Source organism: Nocardia grenadensis, from assembly GCF_050942415.1.
In the GTDB taxonomy this organism is placed as follows: Bacteria; Actinomycetota; Actinomycetes; order Mycobacteriales; family Mycobacteriaceae; genus Nocardia; species Nocardia grenadensis.
Genome location: NZ_CP192054.1, coordinates 3,281,107 through 3,304,227, shown reverse-complemented (window position 1 = coordinate 3,304,227; position 23,121 = coordinate 3,281,107). Strand labels below are relative to the sequence as shown.

Annotated in this window: 24 protein-coding genes; 12 read left to right on the top strand and 12 right to left on the bottom strand. The window is 69.7% G+C overall.

The window, feature by feature from the left end; genetic code table 11:
• Window positions 1-5 precede the first annotated feature (5 nt).
• Together ACQPYS_RS15105 and ACQPYS_RS15100 are read right to left on the bottom strand one after the other, a co-directional pair.
• Complete coding sequence (locus ACQPYS_RS15105; protein ID WP_063034597.1) at window positions 6-272, bottom strand: DUF5703 family protein; 267 nt, start codon at window positions 270-272, stop codon at window positions 6-8.
• On the bottom strand, window positions 272-1,339 hold the full coding sequence (locus ACQPYS_RS15100) for a hypothetical protein (protein ID WP_433489906.1): 1,068 nt from the start codon (window positions 1,337-1,339) through the stop codon (window positions 272-274). The genes ACQPYS_RS15105 and ACQPYS_RS15100 overlap by 1 nt, the downstream gene beginning before the upstream one ends.
• A 125-nt stretch (window positions 1,340-1,464) precedes the next feature.
• On the opposite strand from ACQPYS_RS15100, the gene ACQPYS_RS15095 reads away from it, so the two are divergent.
• Genes ACQPYS_RS15095 through ACQPYS_RS15085 form a run of 3 tightly spaced genes read left to right on the top strand, consistent with a single transcriptional unit; the run spans window position 1,465 to window position 4,499 of the window.
• Window positions 1,465-1,815: a hypothetical protein gene (locus ACQPYS_RS15095; protein WP_433489905.1), complete on the top strand. Its 351-nt coding sequence runs from the start codon at window positions 1,465-1,467 to the stop codon at window positions 1,813-1,815.
• A 20-nt stretch (window positions 1,816-1,835) separates the two neighbouring features.
• A complete protein-coding gene (locus ACQPYS_RS15090) occupies window positions 1,836-2,396 on the top strand; it encodes a hypothetical protein (RefSeq protein ID WP_433489904.1) in 561 nt (186 codons plus the stop codon).
• Window positions 2,397-2,402: 6 nt separating this feature from the next.
• Complete coding sequence (locus ACQPYS_RS15085) at window positions 2,403-4,499, top strand: MMPL family transporter (RefSeq protein ID WP_433489903.1); 2,097 nt, start codon at window positions 2,403-2,405, stop codon at window positions 4,497-4,499.
• Window positions 4,500-4,526: 27 nt separating this feature from the next.
• On the opposite strand, the gene ACQPYS_RS15080 is transcribed toward ACQPYS_RS15085, so the two are convergent.
• From ACQPYS_RS15080 to ACQPYS_RS15065, 4 genes are all read right to left on the bottom strand, one after another.
• The gene (locus tag ACQPYS_RS15080) at window positions 4,527-5,411 is read right to left on the bottom strand and encodes a heme ABC transporter ATP-binding protein (protein ID WP_433489902.1); all 885 of its coding nucleotides are present in this window, start codon (window positions 5,409-5,411) and stop codon (window positions 4,527-4,529) included.
• Complete coding sequence (locus ACQPYS_RS15075) at window positions 5,408-6,490, bottom strand: FecCD family ABC transporter permease (RefSeq protein WP_431938109.1); 1,083 nt, start codon at window positions 6,488-6,490, stop codon at window positions 5,408-5,410. Before ACQPYS_RS15075 ends, ACQPYS_RS15080 begins: the two co-directional genes overlap by 4 nt.
• A gap of 70 nt (window positions 6,491-6,560) precedes the next feature.
• Window positions 6,561-7,598: a heme/hemin ABC transporter substrate-binding protein gene (locus ACQPYS_RS15070; protein WP_433489901.1), complete on the bottom strand. Its 1,038-nt coding sequence runs from the start codon at window positions 7,596-7,598 to the stop codon at window positions 6,561-6,563.
• A 51-nt stretch (window positions 7,599-7,649) separates the two neighbouring features.
• A complete protein-coding gene (locus tag ACQPYS_RS15065; protein ID WP_433489900.1) occupies window positions 7,650-8,624 on the bottom strand; it encodes an aldo/keto reductase in 975 nt (324 codons plus the stop codon).
• A 331-nt stretch (window positions 8,625-8,955) separates the two neighbouring features.
• Between ACQPYS_RS15065 and ACQPYS_RS15060 the strand changes: the two genes are divergently transcribed.
• The 6 genes from ACQPYS_RS15060 (at window position 8,956) to ACQPYS_RS15035 (ending at window position 14,282) form a co-directional block, all read left to right on the top strand.
• Window positions 8,956-9,891: an undecaprenyl-diphosphate phosphatase gene (locus ACQPYS_RS15060; RefSeq protein WP_433493048.1), complete on the top strand. Its 936-nt coding sequence runs from the start codon at window positions 8,956-8,958 to the stop codon at window positions 9,889-9,891.
• A gap of 58 nt (window positions 9,892-9,949) precedes the next feature.
• The gene (locus ACQPYS_RS15055) at window positions 9,950-10,651 is read left to right on the top strand and encodes a histidine phosphatase family protein (RefSeq protein ID WP_063034590.1); all 702 of its coding nucleotides are present in this window, start codon (window positions 9,950-9,952) and stop codon (window positions 10,649-10,651) included.
• Between the two features lie 123 nt (window positions 10,652-10,774).
• Window positions 10,775-11,359, top strand: coding sequence for a DUF3090 domain-containing protein (locus tag ACQPYS_RS15050; RefSeq protein WP_063034928.1), 585 nt, complete (start codon window positions 10,775-10,777; stop codon window positions 11,357-11,359).
• Entirely contained in the window at window positions 11,356-12,153 is a 798-nt protein-coding gene (locus ACQPYS_RS15045) for an SCO1664 family protein (protein WP_433489899.1), read from the top strand. The genes ACQPYS_RS15050 and ACQPYS_RS15045 overlap by 4 nt, the downstream gene beginning before the upstream one ends.
• A gap of 159 nt (window positions 12,154-12,312) precedes the next feature.
• Window positions 12,313-13,554: a cysteine--1-D-myo-inosityl 2-amino-2-deoxy-alpha-D-glucopyranoside ligase gene (mshC, locus tag ACQPYS_RS15040; RefSeq protein WP_433489898.1), complete on the top strand. Its 1,242-nt coding sequence runs from the start codon at window positions 12,313-12,315 to the stop codon at window positions 13,552-13,554.
• A 164-nt stretch (window positions 13,555-13,718) separates the two neighbouring features.
• Window positions 13,719-14,282, top strand: coding sequence for a TetR/AcrR family transcriptional regulator (locus ACQPYS_RS15035; protein WP_063034587.1), 564 nt, complete (start codon window positions 13,719-13,721; stop codon window positions 14,280-14,282).
• Between the two features lie 34 nt (window positions 14,283-14,316).
• Here ACQPYS_RS15035 and ACQPYS_RS15030 read toward each other — a convergent pair whose 3' ends face one another.
• Complete coding sequence (locus ACQPYS_RS15030) at window positions 14,317-14,895, bottom strand: TetR/AcrR family transcriptional regulator (protein ID WP_431938115.1); 579 nt, start codon at window positions 14,893-14,895, stop codon at window positions 14,317-14,319.
• A 184-nt stretch (window positions 14,896-15,079) separates the two neighbouring features.
• Between ACQPYS_RS15030 and ACQPYS_RS15025 the strand changes: the two genes are divergently transcribed.
• Window positions 15,080-15,745 (top strand): class I SAM-dependent methyltransferase, encoded by a 666-nt coding sequence (locus tag ACQPYS_RS15025; protein WP_433489897.1) that lies wholly within the window; start codon window positions 15,080-15,082, stop codon window positions 15,743-15,745.
• A gap of 12 nt (window positions 15,746-15,757) precedes the next feature.
• Here ACQPYS_RS15025 and ACQPYS_RS15020 read toward each other — a convergent pair whose 3' ends face one another.
• Together ACQPYS_RS15020 and ACQPYS_RS15015 are read right to left on the bottom strand one after the other, a co-directional pair.
• On the bottom strand, window positions 15,758-16,393 hold the full coding sequence (locus ACQPYS_RS15020) for a response regulator (RefSeq protein ID WP_030519983.1): 636 nt from the start codon (window positions 16,391-16,393) through the stop codon (window positions 15,758-15,760).
• Window positions 16,390-17,595: a sensor histidine kinase gene (locus ACQPYS_RS15015; RefSeq protein ID WP_433489896.1), complete on the bottom strand. Its 1,206-nt coding sequence runs from the start codon at window positions 17,593-17,595 to the stop codon at window positions 16,390-16,392. Before ACQPYS_RS15015 ends, ACQPYS_RS15020 begins: the two co-directional genes overlap by 4 nt.
• 213 nt (window positions 17,596-17,808) lie before the next feature.
• Between ACQPYS_RS15015 and ACQPYS_RS15010 the strand changes: the two genes are divergently transcribed.
• Window positions 17,809-18,846, top strand: coding sequence for an ABC transporter permease (locus ACQPYS_RS15010; protein WP_431938118.1), 1,038 nt, complete (start codon window positions 17,809-17,811; stop codon window positions 18,844-18,846).
• Window positions 18,843-19,529: an ABC transporter ATP-binding protein gene (locus ACQPYS_RS15005; RefSeq protein WP_063034582.1), complete on the top strand. Its 687-nt coding sequence runs from the start codon at window positions 18,843-18,845 to the stop codon at window positions 19,527-19,529. The genes ACQPYS_RS15010 and ACQPYS_RS15005 overlap by 4 nt, the downstream gene beginning before the upstream one ends.
• A gap of 100 nt (window positions 19,530-19,629) precedes the next feature.
• Here the strand turns inward: ACQPYS_RS15005 and ACQPYS_RS15000 are convergent, their stop codons facing one another.
• Genes ACQPYS_RS15000 through ACQPYS_RS14990 form a run of 3 tightly spaced genes read right to left on the bottom strand, consistent with a single transcriptional unit; the run spans window position 19,630 to window position 23,080 of the window.
• The gene (locus ACQPYS_RS15000; RefSeq protein WP_433489895.1) at window positions 19,630-21,231 is read right to left on the bottom strand and encodes an acyl-CoA synthetase; all 1,602 of its coding nucleotides are present in this window, start codon (window positions 21,229-21,231) and stop codon (window positions 19,630-19,632) included.
• 41 nt (window positions 21,232-21,272) lie between these two features.
• Window positions 21,273-22,523, bottom strand: coding sequence for a hypothetical protein (locus ACQPYS_RS14995; RefSeq protein ID WP_433489894.1), 1,251 nt, complete (start codon window positions 22,521-22,523; stop codon window positions 21,273-21,275).
• A gap of 5 nt (window positions 22,524-22,528) precedes the next feature.
• The gene (locus ACQPYS_RS14990) at window positions 22,529-23,080 is read right to left on the bottom strand and encodes a hypothetical protein (RefSeq protein ID WP_063034580.1); all 552 of its coding nucleotides are present in this window, start codon (window positions 23,078-23,080) and stop codon (window positions 22,529-22,531) included.
• Window positions 23,081-23,121: the final 41 nt, after the last annotated feature.

The following is a 23,121-nucleotide window of genomic DNA, read 5'->3' as shown; positions in this document are numbered from 1 at the left end:
CACGCTCATAGCTCCACAGAGTGCCCCGCGGGGCTCGTCGTCGCGGTTTTGCGGCGGCGCAGCAGGACGCGGCGGCTGCCGTCGGTGTAGGCGCGGACCCGGGAGAGTTCCCAGCCGCCGTATTCGGCCTGGATCGCCAGCCGCATCGAGGCGGTGACCCGGGTGACATCCGGCGGCAGGCGCAGCGGCACGTACTCGTAGTCGTCGCTGGTGGTCTCCCAGGTGGCCGGGAGCGTGGTGCGCGAGGTCGCTGCACGTCGAGTGGATGCCATCACTGCCCTCTCTTGCGCTGGTCCGCGGGGATGCGCTGCAGACCCGGTTCGGTCGCGGAGCCGATGTAGAGATCGCCGGTCGTCTCGTCGGCGGTCACCGCGTTCGGCTGCCGGATCGTCGGATACCGGCCCACCTCCCGCGGTGTCCCCGTCGACAGGTCGTAGCCGACGATCTCGTTGCTCTGCGTGCACGTCACCCACACGGTGTCGGAATGCCGGTCGTAGGCGAGTGCGTAAGGCGACGATCCTACCGGGTAGCGCTGACGCAGCACGAGTGGATCGGTGGTGAACACCAGGAGCTGGCCGCTGTCGGGATCGGTGACGACGACCCGGTCGTAGGTCGCTTCCACGAGGTTCGCGGCCCCGGCTCCGGCCCGGAGCGCGAGCCCGAGTCGTTCGTCACCGGCTGCGATCTCGGTGAGGAGGGTCTGTCGGCGGTCCAGGACGGCGAGGGTGTCGCCGGTGAGGGCGATCGCGTCGGCGGACACCAGACCGGACACGGTCCGCTGGACGCGGCCCTCCCGGTCGAGGAACAGCACCCGCCCGTCGCCGGTGCCGGCGATCAGGGTGCCGTCCGGACGGGAGCGCACACTGTGCAGCTCGCCGTCGACGGGGATGCGGGTGACGGCGCGGGTCGCGGTATCGACGCGCAGGATCGCACCGTCGGCGGCCGCGAGGATCTCCCCGGCGGTGCCGGCGGCGATCGCGGTGGCCGGGGCGGGTAGCCGCACCTCATGGGTGGTGGGCGGTTCGGTGGCCGGGGTGAACACAGTGAGTGTGGTCCCGGTGGGATCGAGACCGGCGAGGTTGCCGCGGCCCGGGGCGCCGACGAGAGCGGTGAGCGCGGTCGGGGCCGGATGGACCTGCCCGGCGGGAGCGGTGGTGACCGGCGGCGAAACCGCCGGTGTCGCCGGTTCACGGGTGGGTACGTCGCCGGGGCCGGGCTCGCCGCCGCCCGAACAGCCGGTCAGCGCGACGGCGGCGGTGAGCAGTATCGCGACGACGGTACCGCGTGGTCTCCGGCGCCGGACCCGGTGCTCTGTGTCCGGAAACGACCGATGCTGCATTCGAATATCTGATCACGACAGGGTTGGCGACGGTGCCATCGGGGTATGTGGGGTGTCGGCAGCCGGGCTCCGGTGGGGGCCGGGTTAACGTACGGATCAGAGGGTGCGGAGGTCAGGAGTTGACGATGCACGAGGTGCCGGGTTTTTCCGCCGACGAGGTGACCACGGGCCCGTTCGCGCACGGATTCGGTCGGACCGGTGACGGGCGGTCGTTCGCGTTCCGCACAGTGCGGGCGACGCTGCGCCTGGAGGTCTATCGGCCCGACCTCCCTCCCGAGGCGGTGCCCGGACCCGAGGATGTGGTGGCCGTCGCGGAAACCCATGTGACCGACACCGATCTCGACGACAGCCGCAGTGTGGTGGCACTGGTCCGTGATCTGCTCCCTGCCGCCGAGCGGCCGCCGCGAGGACGTAATGTTCCGACCGTGCGGGCGTTGCTGGCCCGGATCGGGTCGGTGATCGAAGGTATGCAGTGAATGATGGTATTCATTATGTGATGCGGTACACATCTGTTTTCCGGCTGGTGCACGGCGCGCGCACGGGATTTATGTCACTCGTCATTCTGCTCACGGCGGCCGTTTCGGTGACCGCTTGTGGTTCCGGGGTCGACGAGGAGGCGGTGGCGGCGGCGCGATCCTCGGCGAAGGCCGCGTTGTCCTCGTCCGCGGCGGCGACCTCACGGGAACTCGCGTCCCGCTCGCTCCCGACGGCCGCCGAACTGGACGGGCAGATAAAACGGGCCCTGGATCCGGCTCTGCCGGATTCGGAGCGGACCGCGCTGATCGAGGACGGGAAAGCGTTCGCGCAGGCGATCCCCGATATGTACAAGGCGCTGCAGGACAATCCGCGGGCCGTGTACGGGGTGACCGATCCGGTGTTCGACAACCACGACGGTACGGTGACCGCGACGCTACGACTGGACAAGGACGGCTCCGGTACCGCCGTCCGCACCACCGTGGTGCACTTCATCTATCTCGACGGCGCCTGGAAGCTGTCGCGGACCGATCTGTGCGGGATCCTGCGTTCGGCCGATTATCGAACCGCGGCGTGCGGTTAGGCGGCGATGCGCGCGGTGGGACCCCAGCGGTGGGGCCGGTTCGTGTACCGGCACCGGATCGCGGTGCTCATGGTCTTCCTGGCCCTGGTGGCGGTATCGGGCCTGTACGGCCGGGATCTCGCGGACCGGTTGACCCAGGAGGGGTGGTTCGACGAGTCGAGTGAATCGGTCGCCGCCTCGAAACTGGCCGACGCGACCTTCGGCCGGGACACCGACAGCGATGTGATCGCCCTGTACACCGCGCCGCCGGGGCGCACCGTGGACGATCCGGAGGTCCGGGCGGCGGTGACCGCCCAGCTGGCCGGGCTGCTGCATGACCATCCGGACCGGGTGCTGCGGATCGACAGCTACTGGGACAGCGCCCTGTCGGGGCAGTTCGCCGACGATTCCCGCACCCACGCGTTCGCCAGCATCGGTCTGCGGGGCGAAGGTTCGGCGACCGTCGACAACTACCAGGCGATCATCGGCGAATTGGCGGCCGGCGGCCCCGGCACCGGGCCTGCCGGTACGACAGTGGAGGCGGCCGGCCTGCAGCCGGTGGTGGAGGGCATCAACACCGGGATGCAGGACGATATCCGGCGGGCCGAGATGATCGCCCTGCCACTGGTGGCGATCCTGCTGTACTTCGTATTCGGCGGCGTCGTGGCCGCCGTACTTCCGGTATTGATCGGCGGCATGACGATCCTGGGCACCCAGGGCATCATGCGCCTGCTCACCGGCTATATCGAAGTGAATGTCTTCGCCAGTGCCGTGGTGACGCTGGTGAGTCTGGGCCTGGCGATCGACTACGGCCTGTTCACGGTCACCCGGTTCCGGGAGGAACTGGCCGCCGGCCGCGGTGTGGAGGAGGCGGTGGCGCGGACGGTTGCCACCGCGGGGCGCACGGTGCTGTTCTCGGCGGCGATCATCGCGGTGAGCCTGGGCGCGCTGCTGATCTTCCCGAACGGTGTACTGCGGTCGGTGCCCTACGGCGGAATCAGTTCGGTGCTGCTGGCGGCAGTGCTGTCGGTGACCGCACTGCCGGCGCTGCTGGCGATCGCGGGCCCGCGGATCGATCTGTGGCAGTGGCGGCGGTTCGCGCGGGCCAGCAGCGAGGCCGAGATCGATCGCGGAATGTTCTCCCGGCTGGCGGGGTGGTCGATGGCCCGGCCGTGGGCGGTGATCGTTACGGTGGTGCTGGGACTGCTGCTGCTGATGGTGCCGTTCCGGCATATCGAGTTCGGGGGTCTGAGCGAGAAGTATCTGGCGCAGGACAACCCGGCGCGGATGGCGCAGGAGAAGTTCGACGCGCTGTTCCCGGGTTTCCGCACCGAACCGCTGCGCCTGGTCGTGACCGGCGCCGATGCGTCCCAGCTGAGCGATATCCGCCTGCAGGCCAATGCCACCCCCGGGCTGACGGGTCCGTTCGAGCCCGCCGCACCCACCCGCGACGGGATCAATGTGCTGCAGGCGGGGCTGGTCGACGATCGGGCCGCCGATACCGCGATCGCGGTGCTGCGCGGTATCGAGGAACCCGACGGTGTGCGGGTGCTGGTGGCGGGGGTGCCGGCGCTGGAACGCGACAGTATCCACGGCCTGCTCGACGGGTTGCCGTTGCTGGCGGCCGTGCTGGTGGCGGCGGCGTTGGCGCTGATGTACGCGGCGTTCCGGTCACTGATCCTGGCGGTGAAAGCGGTGGCGATGTCGGCGTTGAGCCTGGGCGCCACGCTCGGCATCCTGACCTGGATCTTCGTCGAGGGGCACGGGGCGCGGCTGTTCGACTTCACGCCCGGGCCGTTGATGTTCGCGGTGCTGGTGCTGATCGTGACGGTGGTGTTCGGGCTGTCGACCGACTACGAGGTGTTCCTGCTGTCGCGGGTGGTGGAGGCGCGGGCTGCGGGAGCCGACCCACCGGAGGCCATCCGGTACGGGATCGCGCACACCGGTGGGGTGATCACCTCGGCGGCGGCGATCCTCATCGTGGTGACCGGCGCATTCGGTTTCTCGGAGCTGGTGATGATGAAGTACATCGCCTACGGCATGATCGCGGCCCTGGTGTTGGACGCCACGGTCATCCGGATGCTGCTCACCCCGGCCGTGCTGAAACTCGTCTGGCGGCCGTGATCACGCGCCCTTCGGCCGCAATGAACCTCAGCCGCGTGCCGGGCGGGCGGGCAGCACCAGCTGCGCACCGGTACCCGGGTGGTCGAGGACTTCGACCGGGTATCGGTAGATGCGGCTGAGCAACTCGCCGGTGAGGACCTCGCGCGGCGGCCCGGCGGCCGCGAGACGGCCGTCGTCCAGTACCGCGACACGATCGGCGTAGGCGGCGGCGGATGCCAGGTCGTGCAGGACGACCACCACCGCGGCGCCGGCCGCGGCGCGGTCCGCGGCGAGGGTGAGCACGGCTTCCTGATGCCCCAGGTCCAGTGCGGCGGTGGGTTCGTCCAGCAGCAGGGTCGCGGTGTCCTGGGCCAGGACCCGGGCCAGTGCGACGCGGGCCCGTTCCCCACCGGACAGGCTCGGGAATGCCCGGCCGGCGAGGTGGGTACTGTCGGTGGCGGCCATCGCGGCCGCGACGACCTCGTCGTCGCGGCCGGCGTGCGGGGTGCGCTGCCAGGGCGCGCGCCCCATGGCGACCACTTCCGCGGCGCTGAACGGGAACCCGACCGTATGCGACTGCGGCAGCACCGCGCGGCGGCGGGCCATATCGATGGGGGTCCACCGGTCGAGCGGGCGACCGTCGAGTTCGACGCTGCCCCGCCCGGGATCCAGTTCTCCGGCGAGTACCGCGAGCAGGGTGGATTTCCCGGCGCCGTTGGGCCCCACCAGGGCCACGACCTCACCGGCGGCGACCTCGAAATCGACGCCGTCGAGTACCCGCCGTGTTCCGCCGCCGCCCCCGTGCCGGTCCAGGGTGACTCCCCGGGCGCGCAGGGTGACGCAGCCCGTTTCCGGGGCGCCGGGCAGGGTATGACCGCGCCGCAGCAGCCCGCTGAGCCCGTAGCGCAGGGTCGTGGTCTCCGCCGCGGTCATGCCCAGCCTCCCGCCCGGGCGCGGGTGCGGCGCAGCAGCCAGAAGAAGAACGGGGCGCCGATGAGCGAGGTGAGCATGCCCAGTGGCAGGTCGGCATTGTCGACGAGTGAGCGGGCGGCGACATCGGCACCCAGGAGCACCACCGCGCCGGTGACCGCGCTGACCGGGACCAGGGCCCGGTGGCCGGGGCCGACGACCATCCGCACCACATGCGGCACGATCAGGCCGACGAACAGGATGATGCCGGTGAAGGCCACCCCCGCGGTGGTCAGCACGGCGACGATCACGATCACTGTGCGCCGCAGCCGCTCCACGTCGACACCGAGATGGCGGGCCGCGGATTCACCGAGCGCGAGCAGGTCCAGCCGTGGCGCGACGAGTACCGCGGCGGCGATCCCCGTGGCGGTCAGGATCGCGACGACCGTCACCGCGTCCCAGGTGGCGCCGTTGAGGCTGCCGAGCTGCCAGAACACGATCTGGTCGCGTGCCGCGGGCGAGGCGACGAACAGTAGGAAGGCGATGAGCCCACCGGCGAACGCGTTGATCGCGACACCGGTGAGTACCAGCGTCACGACTTCGGTGCGGCCGTTCGCCCGTGACAGCACGTACACCAGTGCGGTGGTGATCAGTCCGGCGGTGAACGCGGCCGCCGCGACCGACCAGGCGGCCACGAAGGCCCCGCCGAACACGATCACCGTCCCGGCGCCCACCGCCGCACCCGAGGACACCCCGATGACGCCCGGTTCGGCCAGTGGATTGGCGAACACACCCTGGAGCAGCGCGCCGGCGGTGGCCAGTGCCGCGCCCACCAGGATCGCCAGGACCACACGCGGGAACCGGACCTCCCACAGCGTGATCTCCCCGGCCGGGTGGGCGGGCAGTGGGCCCCAGCCCAGGCCGATCCGGTGCGCGACGCTCCCGGCGACCTCGGCGGGCGTGGTAGGGACCTGCCCGATGGCGGCGGAGGCCACGGCCAGCACCACCAGTGCCACGGCCGCGACGGTGAAGGCGAGGACCGCGCGCCGGCGCGGATGACCGGCGCCCGGGGGCGCGGCTGGTTTCTCCAGGTCGACGGTCATGCGGCAGCCAACGGCACGGTCCAGGGCCCGCCGTGGTTACGTCTGGCGGCCGCCCTCCGGCCCGACTCGCTCATGCCCGGGACCGGCCGTACACGGCGTCGGACAGCGCGGAGATGACCCGGCCGGTGTTGGGCCCGAACGACAGCAGCACCGCGTCGGACATATCGACGATCCGCTTGTCGCGGCCCGCCGGTGTCTGCGCGATCCCAGGGATCCGGACGATTCCGTCGACTCCGCCGAGCGATTTCATCCCGTCGGTCATGACCAGCAGTACATCCGGGGCGGCCGCGATCATGGCTTCGCTGGTGATGGCGGTGAACGGTTCGGTCAGCCCGGCCTGCTGACCGGCGTCCTCGGCGCCGAGCGCGGCAATGAGCGCGTCGGCGCCGGAGCCGGGTCCGGCGAGCATGGTGATGGCGCTGGAGCGCAGGTACAGGAACGCGATCCGCAGCCGCGGATCCGGGGCGGGTACCGCGGCGGCGGCGGCCGCGATCTCGTCGCTGGTGCGGCGACCGAGCTCCTGACCGCGCTGTGGCACACCGAGGGCGGCGGCGACCGCCTCGATCTGCGGGACCACCCCTTCCATAGTGCGTTCCGGGTCGAAGTAGACGACGGTGATCCCGGTGGCGCGCAACTGTTCCCGGACCGCCGGGGACGCGCTGGTGGTGTCGGTGAGGAAAACACTGGGCCGCAACGCCAGAATCGACTCCACGTTCAGCGCGCCGTTGCCGCCGGTGACATTCGGCAGTTGTGCGACGGCGGGGAATGACGCCGCGGTGCTGCGACCGACCATGTTCCCGCCCAGGCCCAGCGCCCAGATGATTTGGGCGAGGGTGCCGTACCGGTCGGCGGCGACGATCCGGCTCGCATCGGTGACCGTGACATCGGTGCCGTCGAAGGAGCGGACGGTGGCCGGCAGGACCGGAGTGGGCGGCGGAGTGATCGGTACCGGGTCCAGGTCGCCGAGGACCGCGGTGGCCGGGCCCTGCTGGGTGGTGGCGCCGGCGGGTTCGGGGCTGTCGCAGGCGGTGGTGAGGACGAGCAGGGCCGCAGCGAGTCCTGCCAGCAGTGCGCGCGCCTGTCCGGAGCGGACCCGGTGATACCTCATGAAGGCAAGGCTAATCCGTGCGGGTGTGTCCGGTGCGCGCCCGCCCCCGCACTACGGGGTGGAGCTCACATCGTCGAGGGCGGCGGCGATCGCCCGCGGCAGTTCCAGCGTTTCGGCGGCCAGCACCCCGGTGAGCTGACCCATATCGCGGGCCCCGACGAGCATGCTCGCGACCCCGGGACGGTCCCGCACCCAGGCCAGCGCGACCGCCAGCGGGGAGGTTGCCAGCCCGTCGGCGGCGGTGACCAGCGCGTCGACCACGGCGGTGGCGCGGTCGTCGTCGAGGCGGCCACGGATTTCGGCGGCGGTGGCCTCGTCGGCGGCCCGGGAGTCCGCCGGAACGCCGTTCCGGTACTTCCCGGTGAGAATGCCGCCCGCCAGCGGGGCGGTGGCCACCAGGCCCGCGCCGTGGTGTGCGGCGGCCGGCGCCGTATCGTCCTCCGCGCCCCGGGTGAGCAGCGAGTACGGGGTCTGTACGGCGGTGACCGGGCTGACCGCGGCCAGACTGGCCAGCTGCCAGGCGGTGAAGCCGCGGACCCCGGCGTAGCGGGTACGCCCCGAGGTGATGGCGTATTCCAGGGTCGCGGCGATCTCGTCGAGCGGGGTGCTCGCGTCCCAAGCGGTGATCTGCCAGAGGTCCAGATGGTCGGTGCCCAGTTCCAGCAGCGTGCGGTCCAGCTGCCGCAGCAGGCTGCGGCGCGAGCAGTCGACCGTGACCCGGGCCTGCCCGGGCGGCGGCGGGTCGCTGCCCGCGGGCAGCGACGGGAAATGCGGTACCAGTCCCGCGCCGGCGCACAGGACGAGCTCGTCGCGCGACACCAGGTCGCCGAGCAGGTCGGCGAGGATCCGTTGCGCGGCCCCGCCGGCGTAGGCGGGGGAGGTGTCGACGAGGGTGCCGCCACATTCGGCGAACGCGATCAGTTGCGCGGCGGCGGTATCGGGGTCGGTATGGCTGCCCCAGGTATGGGTGGCCAGTCCGATCCGGGAAACCCGCAGCCCGCTGCGGCCGATGGTGCGCTGTTCCATCACCGAGTCTCCGTGTCCGGTATGAGCGGGTCGGGCCCGGAGGCGGTAGCGAAGCGTGACCACGGAGGGCCCTCGCTCATGCCCGGCAGCCACTGCACGGTTCGACAAATCCTCACGGTGCCCAGCCTAGAGCGTGTTCGCGTGGTGGCGGTCCGGGACGAACGGTCCGCTCGGCGTGTCCGCCCCAGCGGCGGCCGCCGCGCGGGCCCTGGGACGGGCACTGTAGGGTCGCTGCCGGTCGTCGCCGTGCCCGGTGCGGCCAGGGTGCCGTAAGACCGGAGGCGGAGCGGGTTTTCGGCGTTGTACAGGAGGATGTGTGGTTGGCGAGTCGATGACCTGGGTGCAGGCGTTGGTGCTCGGGTTGGTGCAGGGCCTGACGGAGTTCCTGCCGGTGTCGTCGTCGGGTCATCTACGGATCGTGTCCTCGTTGTTCTTCGGTGAGGATGCGGGCGCGTCGTTCACCGCGGTGACCCAGCTCGGTACCGAGGCTGCGGTGTTGTTGTTCTTCGCCAAGGACATCTGGCGCATCGTGCGGGTGTGGTGCACCAGGGTGTTCGAGAAGCTCACTGCGCGGTCCCGGGAGAACGTACCGGTCAGCGAGATGGTCACCACGAAACTTCCGGTGGTCACCGGGAGCGGCCCGGCCGGATACGCCCCGGGTGCCGAAGCGCAGCGCGAACTCGATTACCGGATGGGCTGGTATGTGATCATCGCCACCATCCCGATCGGCGTGCTGGGTCTGGTCTTCAAGGACCAGATCCGCACCGGCGCCCGGAATCTGTGGCTCGTGGCGATCATGCTGATCGTTTTCGCGCTGGTCATCGCCGCGGCCGAACACTTCGGCCCGAAACAGCGGCCGCTGGAACAACTCACCACCCGCGACGGACTGGTGATGGGCTTCGCGCAGTGCCTGGCGTTGATCCCCGGGGTGTCCCGGTCGGGCGCGACCTCCAGTGCGGGACTCTTCCTCGGATTGGAACGGGAGGCGGCGGTGCGGTTCTCGTTCCTGCTGGCGATCCCGGCGGTCACCGCGTCCGGACTGTTCAGTCTCCCCGACGCTTTCGAGCCCGCGGGTGAGGGGCTCAACGCCTCGGGTGCCCAGTTGCTGGTGGCGACCCTGGTGTCGTTCGCGGTGGGTTACGCGTCGGTGGCGTGGCTGCTGCGGTTCGTGGCGAAGCATTCGCTCTACTGGTTCGTCGGCTACCGGATCGTGCTCGGCGTCGTGATCATCGGTCTGCTCGCGGGCGGGGTCGTTTCGGCCACATGACCGGCACAGACGACGCTGCCGCCGAGTTCCTCCCGACCGCGCCCATTAGGCTGGCCGCATGACGGTGATCCTGCTGCGACACGGTGTGTCGACCTCCAATACCGGCGGCACGCTCGCCGGCCGCAGTTCCGGTGTGGAACTCACCGACCGTGGTGGCGAACAGGCCCGGACCGTCGCAGACCGGCTCGCGGGCCTGCCGATTTCGCGGATCGTGACCTCGCCGCTGCTGCGCTGTCAGCGCACCGTGTCGCCGCTGGCCGCCGAACTCGGTCTGGAACCGGTGGTCGACGACCGCCTCGCCGAGGTCGATTACGGCGAATGGACCGGACGCCGGATCCAGGATCTGCTGCAGGAGCCGCTGTGGCAGGTGGTGCAGCGGCATGCCTCGGCGGCGGTGTTCCCCGGCGGCGAGGGGCTGGCACAGGTACAGGCACGGGCGGTGTCGGCGATCCGCGAACACGATCGCGCCCTGGCCGAACTGCACGACGGGGACCAGTTGTGGGTGGCGTGCACCCATGGTGATGTGATCAAGGCGGTGCTCGCGGACGCGCTCGGCATCCATCTCGACGGATTCCAGCGCATCATGGTCGAGCCCGCCTCGCTCAGCGTTGTCCGCTACACCCGCACCGCGCCGTTCGTCACCCGGATGAACGACACCGGTGCGGACCTGTCCGGTCTGGCGCCCGCGCCGAAGGCCGCGTCCGGCACATCCGGACCCGTGCCCGGTGGGGAGATCGGGGCAGGAAGGAAAGACGGATAATGGGTATGCCCGATACCGGCGAACGCGCCACCTCTCGGCGGCATCGGGCGAATCGGCGTCCGCGCCGGGATACGGCGCAGCGGGGTACCGCAGCCGAACAGGGTCACGTATCAGGAGGTGCATGTGTCACGAGCAATCCATGTTTTCCGCACCCCCGAACGTTTCGTCGCCGGAACTGTCGGTGAGCCGGGCGATCGCGCGTTCTACCTGCAGGCGGTGGAGGAACCCCGGGTGGTGAGTGTGCTGCTGGAGAAGCAGCAGGTGAAGGTACTCGCCGACCGGATGGGTCTGCTGCTCGACGAGGTGGCGCGGCGATTCGGTGCCGAGGTGCCGCCGCAGGCCGAGCAGGTCAACGACAACGCGCCGCTGGTCACGCCGATCGACGCGGAGTTCCGGGTCGGCACCATGGGGCTGGGCTGGGACGCCGACGCGGGTGCGGTGGTCGTCGAACTGCTGGCGATCACCGAGACCGAGGTCGACGAATCGGTGGTCCTCGACGACACCGACGAGGGCCCGGACGCGGTCCGGGTGTTCCTCACCCCCGATCAGGCGCGGGAATTCGCACTCCGGTCCACCCGGGTGATAGCGGCCGGGCGGCCGCCGTGCCCGCTGTGCGGGGAACCGCTGTCGGCGCGCGGGCACATGTGTGTGCGCACCAACGGGTACAAGCGCGGTGAACTGTTCGGCGCGAACGATCTGGAGGAATGACCGTGCCCGGCACCGTGGACGCGCTGCGCGCGGGTGAACTGACGGTGCTGGGCCGGGTGGGGGTCGCCAGCAATGTGACCCTGGTCTGCGATCTCACCACCGGCGACGGCGATCTGCGCGTGGTGTACAAACCCGTCCGCGGTGAGCAGCCGCTGTGGGATTTCCCGGACGGGACCCTGGCCGGGCGCGAGGTGGCCTCGTATCTGATCTGCCGCGCGCTGGGCTGGACGGTGATTCCGGAAACGGTGCTGCGGGACGGGCCCTACGGTCCGGGGATGGTCCAGCGCTGGATCACCATCCGGAAACCGAACAGTGCCCGGCTGGATCTGATCGATCTGTGTCCGCCGGAGCGGGTGCCGGACGGTTTCCGGGAGGTGCTGCGCGCCTACGACGGCGCCGGGGACGAGGTGTCGCTGGTGCATGCCGACGATCCGCGGTTGCGGCGGATGGCGGTGCTGGATGTGCTGTTGAACAATGCCGACCGCAAGGGTGGGCATGCCCTGGAATCGGCCGACGGCGAGGTGTACGGCGTGGACCACGGGATCTGCCTGCACCAGGAGAACAAACTCCGCACGGTGTTGTGGGGGTGGGCCGGGGAACCGATACCGGCGGACCTGCTCGCCGATATCGCCGCGTTCACCGAAACCCTGCCCGGCGAGCTCGCCGACCGTCTGGCGGACCATCTCACCGACCCGGAGATCGATGCCCTGCTGCGCCGGGCGAAGCGCCTGCTCGACGAACCGGTGCTGCCTTTCCCGGAGACGTCGCGTCCCATCCCGTGGCCCGCTTTCTGACCGGGTGACCGGCACCGGATTCGCTCTGTCCGAAGCCAATGGTTGCGTTCTTCCGCCGGCCGCGTTCGCGCAGGTCCACGGGCCTTCGGTGATCATGGTCGCGGCACGCGTGGCGGGGTGGGCGGGGCGTGGCGTGTCGCGACCTCTACTCTCGAAGGTATGCAGTCCTGGTCCGACACCCCGATCCCCGCGGTCCCCGGAACAGGGCCACCGTTGCGGTTGCACGACACCGCCGATTCCTGTATTCGCCCGGTGACCCCGGGTAGTACGGCCACGATGTACGTGTGCGGGATCACCCCGTACGACGCCACGCATCTCGGGCACGCCGCCACCTATCTGACCTTCGATCTGGTGAACCGGGTGCTGCGCGACGCCGGCCGCGAGGTGCACTACGTACAGAACGTCACCGATGTCGACGATCCGCTGTTCGAGCGGGCGAATCGGGACGGGGTGGACTGGCGCGACCTGGGCATCGGCGAGATCGAACTGTTCCGCGAGGATATGGCGGCGCTGCGGGTGCTGCCGCCGCGCGATTACGTGGGTGCGATCGAATCGGTGGAGGAGGTCGTCGAACTGGTCGGCAAACTGCTGGCCTCCGGTGCCGCCTACACCGTCGAGGACGAGCAGTACCCCGATGTCTATTTCCGTACCGATGCCACCGAGCAGTTCGGGTACGAATCCGGTTACGACCGCGCCACCATGGAGCGCTTGTTCGCCGAGCGCGGTGGTGACCCGGACCGGCCGGGTAAGCGTGATCCGCTGGACGCCCTGCTGTGGCGGGCCGAACGTCCGGGGGAGCCGTCGTGGCCGTCGCCGTTCGGGCCGGGCCGGCCCGGCTGGCATATCGAATGCGCGGCGATCGCCGTGAACCGGCTGGGTACCGAGTTCGATATCCAGGGCGGTGGCAGCGATCTCATCTACCCGCATCACGAATACTCCGCCGCCCACGGTGAGGCGTTGGCCGCGGGCCGGCGCTTCGCCCGCCATTACGTGCACACCGGCATGATCGGGCTGGACGGGGAGAAGATGTCCAAGTCCAAGGGCAATCTGGTGCTGGTGTCGAAACTACGAGCTCAGGGCGTGGATCCGGGGGCGATCAGGCTGGGCCTGTTCGCCGGTCACTATCGCGCGGACCGGATGTGGACCGACAGCGTGCTCACCGAGGCCGATACGCGGCTGCGGCGCTGGCGGCAGGCCGTCGCGGTGACCGCCGCGCCGGCGGCCGCCGATACCGTCGCCCGGCTGCGCACCCATCTCGCCGACGATCTGGACACACCGGCGGCGCTGGCGGCCCTGGACGCCTGGGCGCACAACGCGCTCGAATACGGTGGCGCCGATCCGGCCGCGGGCGCGGATATCGTCGCGGCGGTGGACGCGCTGCTCGGCATCCGCCTGCGCTGACCGGGCGCGGCGCGTCCTCGGCTTCGGGCACACGAGCTTTCGGACGACGGTGGTCCGGCCGCGTAGGTGGCGACGTTTCACCACTCCCGGCCGGACAGGGGCGCTCATGGGGTACTGTTCGATCCTCGAAATCCCCAACCGTTCACCGAAGAGATCGGCGCCGCATGTCTCGTATAGTCAGTAAGGACAACTATTTCGACACCGGCCTGGAGGTTCTGTCCGAGCTCGGATTCCGGCACCTCAACATCGGCGTGCTGTGCCGGCGGCTCGGGGTGACCAGCGGATCGTTCTATCACCATTTCGGGAGCTGGCAATCGTATGTGGGTGCGCTGCTGGACCATTGGGAGAACCGGCAGGTGCTGATCCTGCGCACCTTGAATTTCGACCCGTCCACGCCCGATGAGGCGATCCGGGCCCTGTCGGATCTGACGCTGGGCCTGCACCATCGGGCGGAGGCAGCGATCCGGGCCTGGGCGGCAAACGACGAAGCGGTGGGTGTGGCGCTCAAGCGGGTCGACGAATCCAGGCGCCGCACCGTGCGCAAGACGATCACGGGTGTGGTGGGCGACGAGCGGATCGCGGCGGTCGATACCGAACTCGGGATGGCCCTGTTGATCGGGTACCAGCAGATGGTGGCCGCCGGTCAGCAGGTGTGCCTGGAGGAACTGCTCGGTGAGTACGCGCGGCTGGTCTACTCCCACGTCCGCCGGCCGGCCGTGAACGGCTAGCGCACCCCGGTACCGGTTTCCGGCTCGCCCGAGATCACTTCAGGACGAGCACTGCCGCCTTCTCCAGCCGGTCGGCGATATCGGCGTAGGACTCGTAACCCATGCCCGCCCGCACCAGAGCCCCCGCGTACAGCAGTTCCAGCGATTCCACTGTTTCTGGATCGGCTTCGGGCGCCAGGGCCCGGGTGATGCGCTCCCGGATTTCCATACCGATCCGGGTCCGCAGATGCTGGACGTCGGGATCGCGGCCCAGCAGCGCGCTCGTCACCGCCCCCGACAGTTCTTGTTCGTCGGCCACCAGCAGGGCGATACCGCGCAGTTCGGCCAGAACCCGCACGGTGGGGTCGGCGTCATGGCTGACCGGACTATCCGACGATCGGATCCGGCGCCAGAAGATCTCCGCGACCAGATGTTCCTTCGAGGAGAAGTACGTGTAGGCGGTCGCGGTGCCCACACCGGCGGCTGTGGCGACCATGCGGATGGTGAGTCCGGCGAAACCTTCGCGGGACAGCACTTCCATCGCGGCTCTGGTGAGTCTGTCCACGGTGTCCGCCTGCTTGCCGCTCAAGCGCCGCCGAGTGGCCTCGAGAATTCTGGAATCGCCTTCGGACATGTGTCTAGATAGTAGTGTCGGTGTAGTGCCGGATCAACTTCCGCGCAGCCTGCAGCCCGTGAACTAATGTCGATCACCGCCGTATCCCGCGAACCGGAAGAGAGTCCCGACCTCTGATGATGCGAAATATTCGCCGATGCTCCGGCCTCCGCGGACCCTGTGTACCTGTATCGAAGGAGGCCTGATGGCCCTGTCGGCCCCCGCTCCGCAGCTGACCGACGAGCAACTGTTCGACCACGCCCGCCGGGCCACCGGTTTCATGCCGGATGAGGAGGGCCGCGCGCTGCACGCAGCGGCCGTGAAGTACTGCCACGGCGGGGTGATCACCGAGATCGGCACCTACTGCGGGAAATCGACCATCCTGCTCGGCGCCGCCGCCCGCGCGCAGGACGGGGTCGTCTTCACTGTCGACCACCATCACGGCTCCGAGGAACACCAGCCCGGCTGGGAGTATCACGACACCTCCCTGGTCGACCCGGTCACCGGCCGGTTCGACACCCTGCCCCGGTTCCGGCACACCATCGACGCCGCGGGCCTGTCCGATACCGTCATCGCGATCGTCGGCACCTCCGCGCGGGTGGCCGCCACCTGGCGGACCCCGATCGACTTCCTGTTCATCGACGGCGGCCACACCGAAGAGGCCGCCGACCGTGACTACCGCGGCTGGGCCAAATGGGTGGTCCCCGGAGGCGGACTGGCCATCCATGATGTCTTTCCAGATCCGGCAGACGGCGGCCAGGCGCCGTACGGTATTTACCGGCGGGCGGTCGACAGCGGTGAATTCCGGGAAATATCGGTGACCGATTCGCTCCGTGTGCTGGAGCGGGTCCACCCGGGCACACCCTCCTGACGCCCGCGGCCTTCATCGCCGGATCAGGCCCGCTTCGGTGGCCGCCGCGACGGCGGCCGTGCGGGAATCTACACCGAGCTTGGTGTAGATCCGTGCCAGATGGGATTTGACGGTTCCCTCGGTGAGGTGAAGGTCCGCGCCGATCGCTCGGTTGGACAGGCCCGCGGCGACCAGGGTGAGGACCTCGGTTTCACGACGGGTCAGTGCGGCTCCCGGCGTGCGCAACCGGTTCAGCAGCCGGTCGGCGACAGCGGGGGCCAGTGCGGTGCGTCCGGCGGCGGCGGTCCGTACGGCGGCCGCCAGGTCTTCGGGCCGGGCGTCCTTGAGGACGTATCCGGTGGCTCCCGCTTCGATCGCCGGCAGGATATGGGCTTCGGAATCGAAGGTTGTCACGATGAGTACCCGCGGACTTCCGGGCCGTGCGGTGATCCGGGCGGTGGCCTCGGCGCCGTTCATGCCCGCACCGAACTGTAGGTCCATCAGCACCACATCGATGTCGCCGGCGCCCGCGCGGCCGACCGCCTCCTCGGCGGTGGCGGCCTCGGCCACCACCGTCACGCCGGGTTCGGTCTCGAGCACGGCGCGCAGCCCCGCCCGGACCACCGGGTGATCATCGGCAAGCAACAGCCGGATCCGGGTCCCGGTCACGCGGACGCCCCGACTCCGGCGTGTGGCGGACCGAGAGGTAGCCGGGCAGTCAGCGTGGTGCCTTCTCCCCGCGCGGATTCGACCGTCAGCTCCCCGCCGAGCGCGCGGACGCGATCGTTCATCGACGCGAGCCCGAAGCCGCCACCGTCTCCGTTCGCGGTCGAGCCGGCGGGGTCGAACCCGCACCCGTCGTCGGCGATGGAGAGGACGACCCGGTCCCCGAGATATCGCAGGACGATATCGGCGCTCGCCGCGGCGGCGTGGCGGACCGTGTTCGACAGCGCGGACTGGGCGATTCGGAGCAAGGCGACCTCGTACGACGTCGGCATCGGGACCGGGTTCCCGTCGCGGTGGAAGCGGGCGGTGATCCCGTGGCGGGCGCCGGTGGCGGCGCAGAGGCGTTCGAGTGCATCGGCCAAGGAGGCTCCCTCCAGCGCGGGAGGGGTGAGGGCGGCCACGAACCGGCGTGCTTCGGCGAGGTCGTCGACCGCGGTCTGGCGCGCTTGGCCGACATAGCGCAGGGCGCTGTCCGGTGCCCCGGGCAGTACCCGCTCGGCGGCGCGCAAGAGCAGCTGGATACTTGTCAGGCCCTGAGCCAGGGTGTCGTGGATCTCGCGGGCCAGCCGCTCCCGCTCGGCCAGCACCCCGGCAGCGTGTTCCGCGGCCGCGAGCTCGGCGCGGGTGGTGGTGAGTTCCTCGATCAGCCACCGTCGCCGTTCGCTTTCACGGTAGAGCGCCTGATACCCACGGACCACTGCGACGGCCACTGCCGCGCCGAGTGCGGGGCCGATGGCCATCGGCGCGCTGAACGTGGCCTGGTGGGCGGCGAAGCCGAGTGCGGCTACCACGGCGGTGACCGCGACGGCGGCGGTTCCGGCGCGTCGTGGCAGCAGATGCAGCTGGAGGAAGTACAGCGGGAAGGCGACCCAGACACCGTCGGCGGATACCACGAGCAAGGCAAGCCAGGCGCAGACGAGGACAGCCAGCCATACCGCCGCCGCCCGCCCGGAGCTGCGCACAGCGGGCAGTATCGATCCGCTCGCGTACACCAGCCCGCATGCCGTGGCCGTCGCCGCGACCGCACCGGCGTGCGGGTGGTGGCCGGCGACCGCCCGCCCCACCGCGAGTGCGAGCAGGGCCGGCACCAGCACGTGCAGTGGCCAGGCCAGGGCTCTGGGGGTGAAAGTGTGGGTGGTGTTCACGGTCCCCCCAGCCTAAGCAGCAGCGTGCGGGGCTGCCTCTGTCGAAAGTAGGAACCGTCGCTGTGCCTTCGGGCCGGTCGTTCTCCGTCCCGGGGCAGATGTGCGCGTGGTGCCGGGCGGCGAAGGTGGAGACACCACCCCCTCACGAAAGGGCTGCCGGCCGTGTTCGTCGCCTGGAGAGACCTGAAGTTCGCCCGCGGGAGATTCGCCCTCATGGGCATCGTTATCGTGCTGATCAGCCTGTTGATCGGAGTGCTGTCCGGCCTGACCGCCGGCTTGGCGCAGCAGAATATCTCCGCGATCACCGGTCTGCCCGCGAGCAAGATCGTATTCGGCGCGGACGGCACCGGCGCCGAGCTGTCGTACACCGAATCCCTCATCACCGAGGACCAGTGGCGGAGGTGGTCGGATACTCCCGGCGTCGACACCGCCGAACCGCTGGGGATCGGCATCGTCACCGCGAAAGCGGGAAGCAGGACCGCAGGCGTCAGCGTGTTCGGGGTCCGGCCCGGTTCGGCCCTTGCTCCCGCCGGTGAACTGATCGGTGCGGGGACAGCGGTACTGTCCGGCGCCGCGGCCGACGACCTCGGCGTCGAGCCCGGCGAAACCGTGACATTCGCCGGCCGGACACTGGTGGTCGCCGCGGTGCGCGGTGCCGCCTCGTTCGCGCACACTCCCGTTGTCTGGACCGGGCTGGACGCCTGGCGCCGTACCGTCCCCTCGGCCGAGGGCCAGGGTGCACCGATCGCGACCGTTATCGCGCTGAATACGGACGCGGGGGTGGACGTGCGGGCCGTCGACGAGGCGGCCGGGACGACGACTGTCTCGACGCGCGATTCGCTGGCCGCGATCGGGTCCTACACCTCCGAGAACAGTTCGCTACAGCTGATGCGCGGGCTCCTGTTCGTCATTTCTGCGCTGGTCGTCGGCGCGTTCTTCACCGTGTGGACTATTCAGCGCAGCCGTGACGTCGCCGTTCTGAAAGCGCTGGGCGCGTCGACCGCACGGTTGCTCGCGGACGCCCTGGGCCAGGCGACCGTCCTGCTGGCGGGCGGCACGCTGCTCGGTACCGGCTTGGCGATCGGGCTGGGTGCCGCCGTACGCGGCGCGTCCGTGTCGTTCCTGCTGACGCCCGCGGACGCCGCGGTGTCGGCCGCGTCGCTGATCGTGCTGGGCCTGCTCGGCTCTGCCCTGTCCATTCGACGCATCACCTCTGTCGACCCATTGACCGCTCTGGAGTCCGTGCGATGACCCTGAATCTGACCGCTGTCACCCTGTCCTATCCCGACGGGCCGGTGCGTACAACCGCATTGGACAACGTGGACCTGGACGTCTCCGCCGGCACGCTCACCGCCGTGGTGGGTCCCTCCGGATCCGGCAAATCCAGCCTGCTGGCCGTAGCGGCTACTCTCATCACTCCGGATTCGGGGACGGTGACCGTGGACGGTATCGAGACCACCGGCATGTCCCGGCGAGCGTTGGCCGCTCTCCGTCGGCAGCGGATCGGGATCGTCTTCCAGCAACCCAATCTGCTGCCCGCGCTCACCGCAGCCGAACAGTTGACGGTCGCGGCGCGCGTCACCGGCGGCAACACCCGGGGCGCGCACGACCGGGCCCTGCGGATACTCGATTCGGTCGGTCTGGCCGACGCGGCCGGACGGCGTCCGCACCAGCTCTCCGGCGGACAGCGTCAGCGGGTGAATATCGCCCGAGCGCTGATGAATGAACCCGCCGTCCTCCTGGTGGACGAGCCCACCAGTGCGCTGGACCGCGAGCGCGGCGCGGCCGTCGTCGATCTGATCGCTCGCTCCACCCACCGTCGCGGGATCGCTACCGTCATGGTCACGCATGACCCGACCCACCTCGCGGCGGTCGATCGAGTCGTGGAGGTACGCGACGGCCGACTGCACTCTCCGGCGGCCGTAGGGTCGTGACCGTGCCCCGGAGTGCATGCAGCGGGTTGGGCCGGCCGCGCCCGATCGACCCCCGGAACGCGCCGGGATATCCCGCGGCCTGCGCCTGTATCGCAGGGTGTCAGTCCGCCCGATGGTCGGGCTCGCGCTCCGCGGCGTACTTCCTGGCCCAGGTGTAGTCCGGTTTACCGCTGGGGGACCGCACGATCGTGTCCGTGATCCATACCGCGCGGGGCACCTTGTACCCGGCGAGGTGGCCGCGGACATGGGCGCGCAGCCCCTCGGCGTCCAGCGCGCCCCCGGTGAGGCTGACGACCACGGCGACCTGCTGGCCCCAGCGGTCGTGCGGCACCCCGATCACGGTGGCGTCGTAGATAGCGGGGTGCGCTTTCACCACGCCCTCGACCTCTTCGGCGAACACCTTCTCGCCGCCGGTGTTGATCACCATATTGCCGCGGCCGATGAGGCTGATGGTGCCGTCGTCCTCCAGCCGGGCCCGGTCGTCGGTGACCACGATCCGCTGCCCGTCCACTACCTTGAACAGTTTCTCGGTGCGCTCCGGGTCCTTGTAGTAGCCGAGCGGGACCGCGCCGGTCTTCGCCAGCCAGCCCTCGTCGCCCGGTTCCACCGGGTGCCCGTCGTCGTCGACGACCACCGCGCCGCGCCCGATCGACACCCGCGGCTTCCGGGCCGGGTCCTCGTCGCGTTGTGCGAAACCGATACCACCGAAGCCGGTTTCGGAGGAGCCGATGGAATCGGAGACGAACAGGTTCGGGATGAGGTCCAGCAGCGCGTTCTTGGTCGGCTGGGTGAGCAGGGCGGCGCCCGAGGCGATCATGAACAGTCCGGTGGCGTCGACGGGGTCGGCGCGGTAGGCGTCGATGAGCGGGCGGGCCATCGCGTCACCGGTGACGACCATGACGCCGGGACGTTCGGCGGCCACCGTGCGCCAGATGTGTGCGGGATCGAACCGGGGAACGAAGATCACGCAGTTACCGGACCACAGCGCGATGAAGGTCGGCATCATGGCCGCCAGATGCATGAGCGGCGGCAGGATCAGCCAGGTGGAGGGTTCACCCGCGGCGCCGGTGCGGGACTGCTGGTATTCGTCGGTGACGAGTTCGTTGCTGTAGAAGTCGATTCCGCCGCCCAGGACCCGCCACATGTCCTCCTGTCGCCACAGCACACCCTTGGGCATCCCAGTGGTGCCGCCGGTGTACATGACGAACAGATCGTCGGCTGTGCGCGGTACTTCCGGCCGGGTGGTGGGTGTGGCCGCGGTGACCTCGGCCAGACAGTCCACATCGGGATCGGCCGGAGTGCGGTCGTCGGCCGCGCACAGCAGGTATTTCAGTCGCGGTGACCGCTGTGCCGCGGCACGTACCGCCGCCCCGTAACAGGCGTGGTACACGAGATATTCGAGGTCGGCGTTGTCGTAGAGGTAGGCGAGTTCTTCGGGGCCGTACCGGAAATTGATGTTCACCGGTACGGCGGCCAGTTTGAAGCAGGCGATCAGCGTCTGCATCGTATCGATGCTGTTGTGCATCTGGAACCCGACGTGCGTGCCGCGGGTGACCCCTTGGGCCGTGAGGTGGTGGGCGAGCCGGTTGGCGCGTTCTTCCAGTTCGCGGTAGGTCACGCGCCGACCCTCCTCGATCAGCGCGGTCCGGTCGGGTACGGCGTCGACCGAGTGTTCGAACAGGTCGGCGAAATTATTGGCCATATCAGTCCTGCGATGGGCCGGGCACTGGGTGCCGGGTCGGGTCAGACAACGGTGAGGGGCAGTGCGATACCGCGGTCGGTGAATCGGAAGTCGACGCCCGTGCTGAAGCGGGTGATGGCCACCTCCGGTGCTTCGGCGAACGGTTCGTCGGCGCGCGAGATCTCGGCGGTCCAGCCGTCGGGTCCCTCGTCGACGACCCGGCTACGCAGATGCGGGTCGACTCCGCGGACCAGGGCGTCCAGCGGGCCGAGCCGGTCGGGCTCGATCATCGACAGCCAGCCGCGGTCGGTGAGCGCGCCGCTGCTGCCGGGGAACCGGATCCGCAGGACACCGATGCCGGGCTCGACTTCGACATCGGTGTAGTGCCGCGGATTCAGCGCCGGGTGCGCGCATAGCACCTGGGCGAGTGCGTCCAGATCGGTGCCCAGTCCGAGACCGGCGCGGATCCGTTCCGAGGTCACTCCCGCGATCCCGGTGAACTGTTTGCGCCCGATCTCCAGCGCGGCGTCGTCATCGGTGCGTTCGTGCACCGCGATCATGAAGCCGAGCACCAGCAGATGCTGCTGCAGGCACACCTCCTCGGCGATCCGGACCAGGGCCGAATGCGAGAAGTCGGCGAACCTCAGATCGCTGAGCAGCGGTCCGCTGTAGTCGGCGCGGCCCTCGTCGCCCGGGTCGATATCGGCCAGCGGTAACCGCGCGGCCACCGATTCCGCCACCAGTGGCGCATTGCGCGGCACCTCCGGTGGGGTGTGCGATTCATCGATGACCACCGTCCACGCGCACATGGGGTGCCGGTCGGCGGGGACCCGGGGCGGGCGGTGGATGGGCCGCACCCGGGCGTACTCGTTGGTGGCCAGGGCCGTGGCGTCGAAGGTGGGGTCCTCGATGTCGTGGCACATGGCCGTCACATAGTCGGGGCCCATCGGTTCGACGTCGGCGAGGGCGCCGCAGTGGTCGAGCCAGAACTCGCCGTGACGGGCGTCGTCGACGCGGAACCGGAAGTCCATGAACTGTGGTGGCGCCCCGATATCGAGCTGTAATCCCTTGAAGATGGTGACCACGTCGTCGCCGGTGTAACCGAGGGCCCGCTGCATCCGCCGGGTATAGATCGGGCTGGACAGCTGCCATTCCTCGATCGCGACCTCGGCCATCCCCTCCCGGCCGAACGCGGAGATACAGTGCGCCATGCCGGACCGGTCGATCAGCTGCCCGCACAGCAGCAGTTCGGGCACCAGGACGGCCAGCTGCTCTCGGGTCAGCTCGTGAAACCTGCTGGTGGGTAGGGGCATCGGGGTCACCAGAGGGAGGCCGGCGAGGTGCCGATCCGGTACCACCCCGGCAGCCGGCCGGAGGTGGCCTTGGCGATCCGCGCGTTCATCCCGTCCGACATCGCCTTATCGGTCATCATCTCCAGGAACAGTGCCGAGACATTGCCGTAGTCGAAGAAGTCGCGCTGCCACGACCACTGGTAGTCGCCGCCGTAGCGGAACCAGCTGCCGCCGATGCCGTTCACCGTGTACTTGCTGCCGTCGGCGCGGGGCGTGGTGTCGTAGACCTGCTTCCAGAAGCCGATCACGTCGCCGCTACGTTCATCGATGACGAACTGCTGGTAGGGATACTGCCAGCCCTCGAGGCCCTCCATTTCCTGGCCGAGGGCGAGATCGCGGATCTCCTCGCGGCCGACGGCCATGAATTCGTCCTTGGGGCCGTAGTTCCAGCCGTAGGTGGCGTCGGCGGTGTACATATCGGCGAGCGGCTTCCAGTCGCCGAGCTTCTCACATCGTTCGTTCTCCGCCACCCAGCGGCGCACCATCTCGTCGAGTTCGGCGCGGTCGAAACCTGTCATGGATGTGTCCCTTTCGAAAAGGATTCGTGGTCTGGATCCAG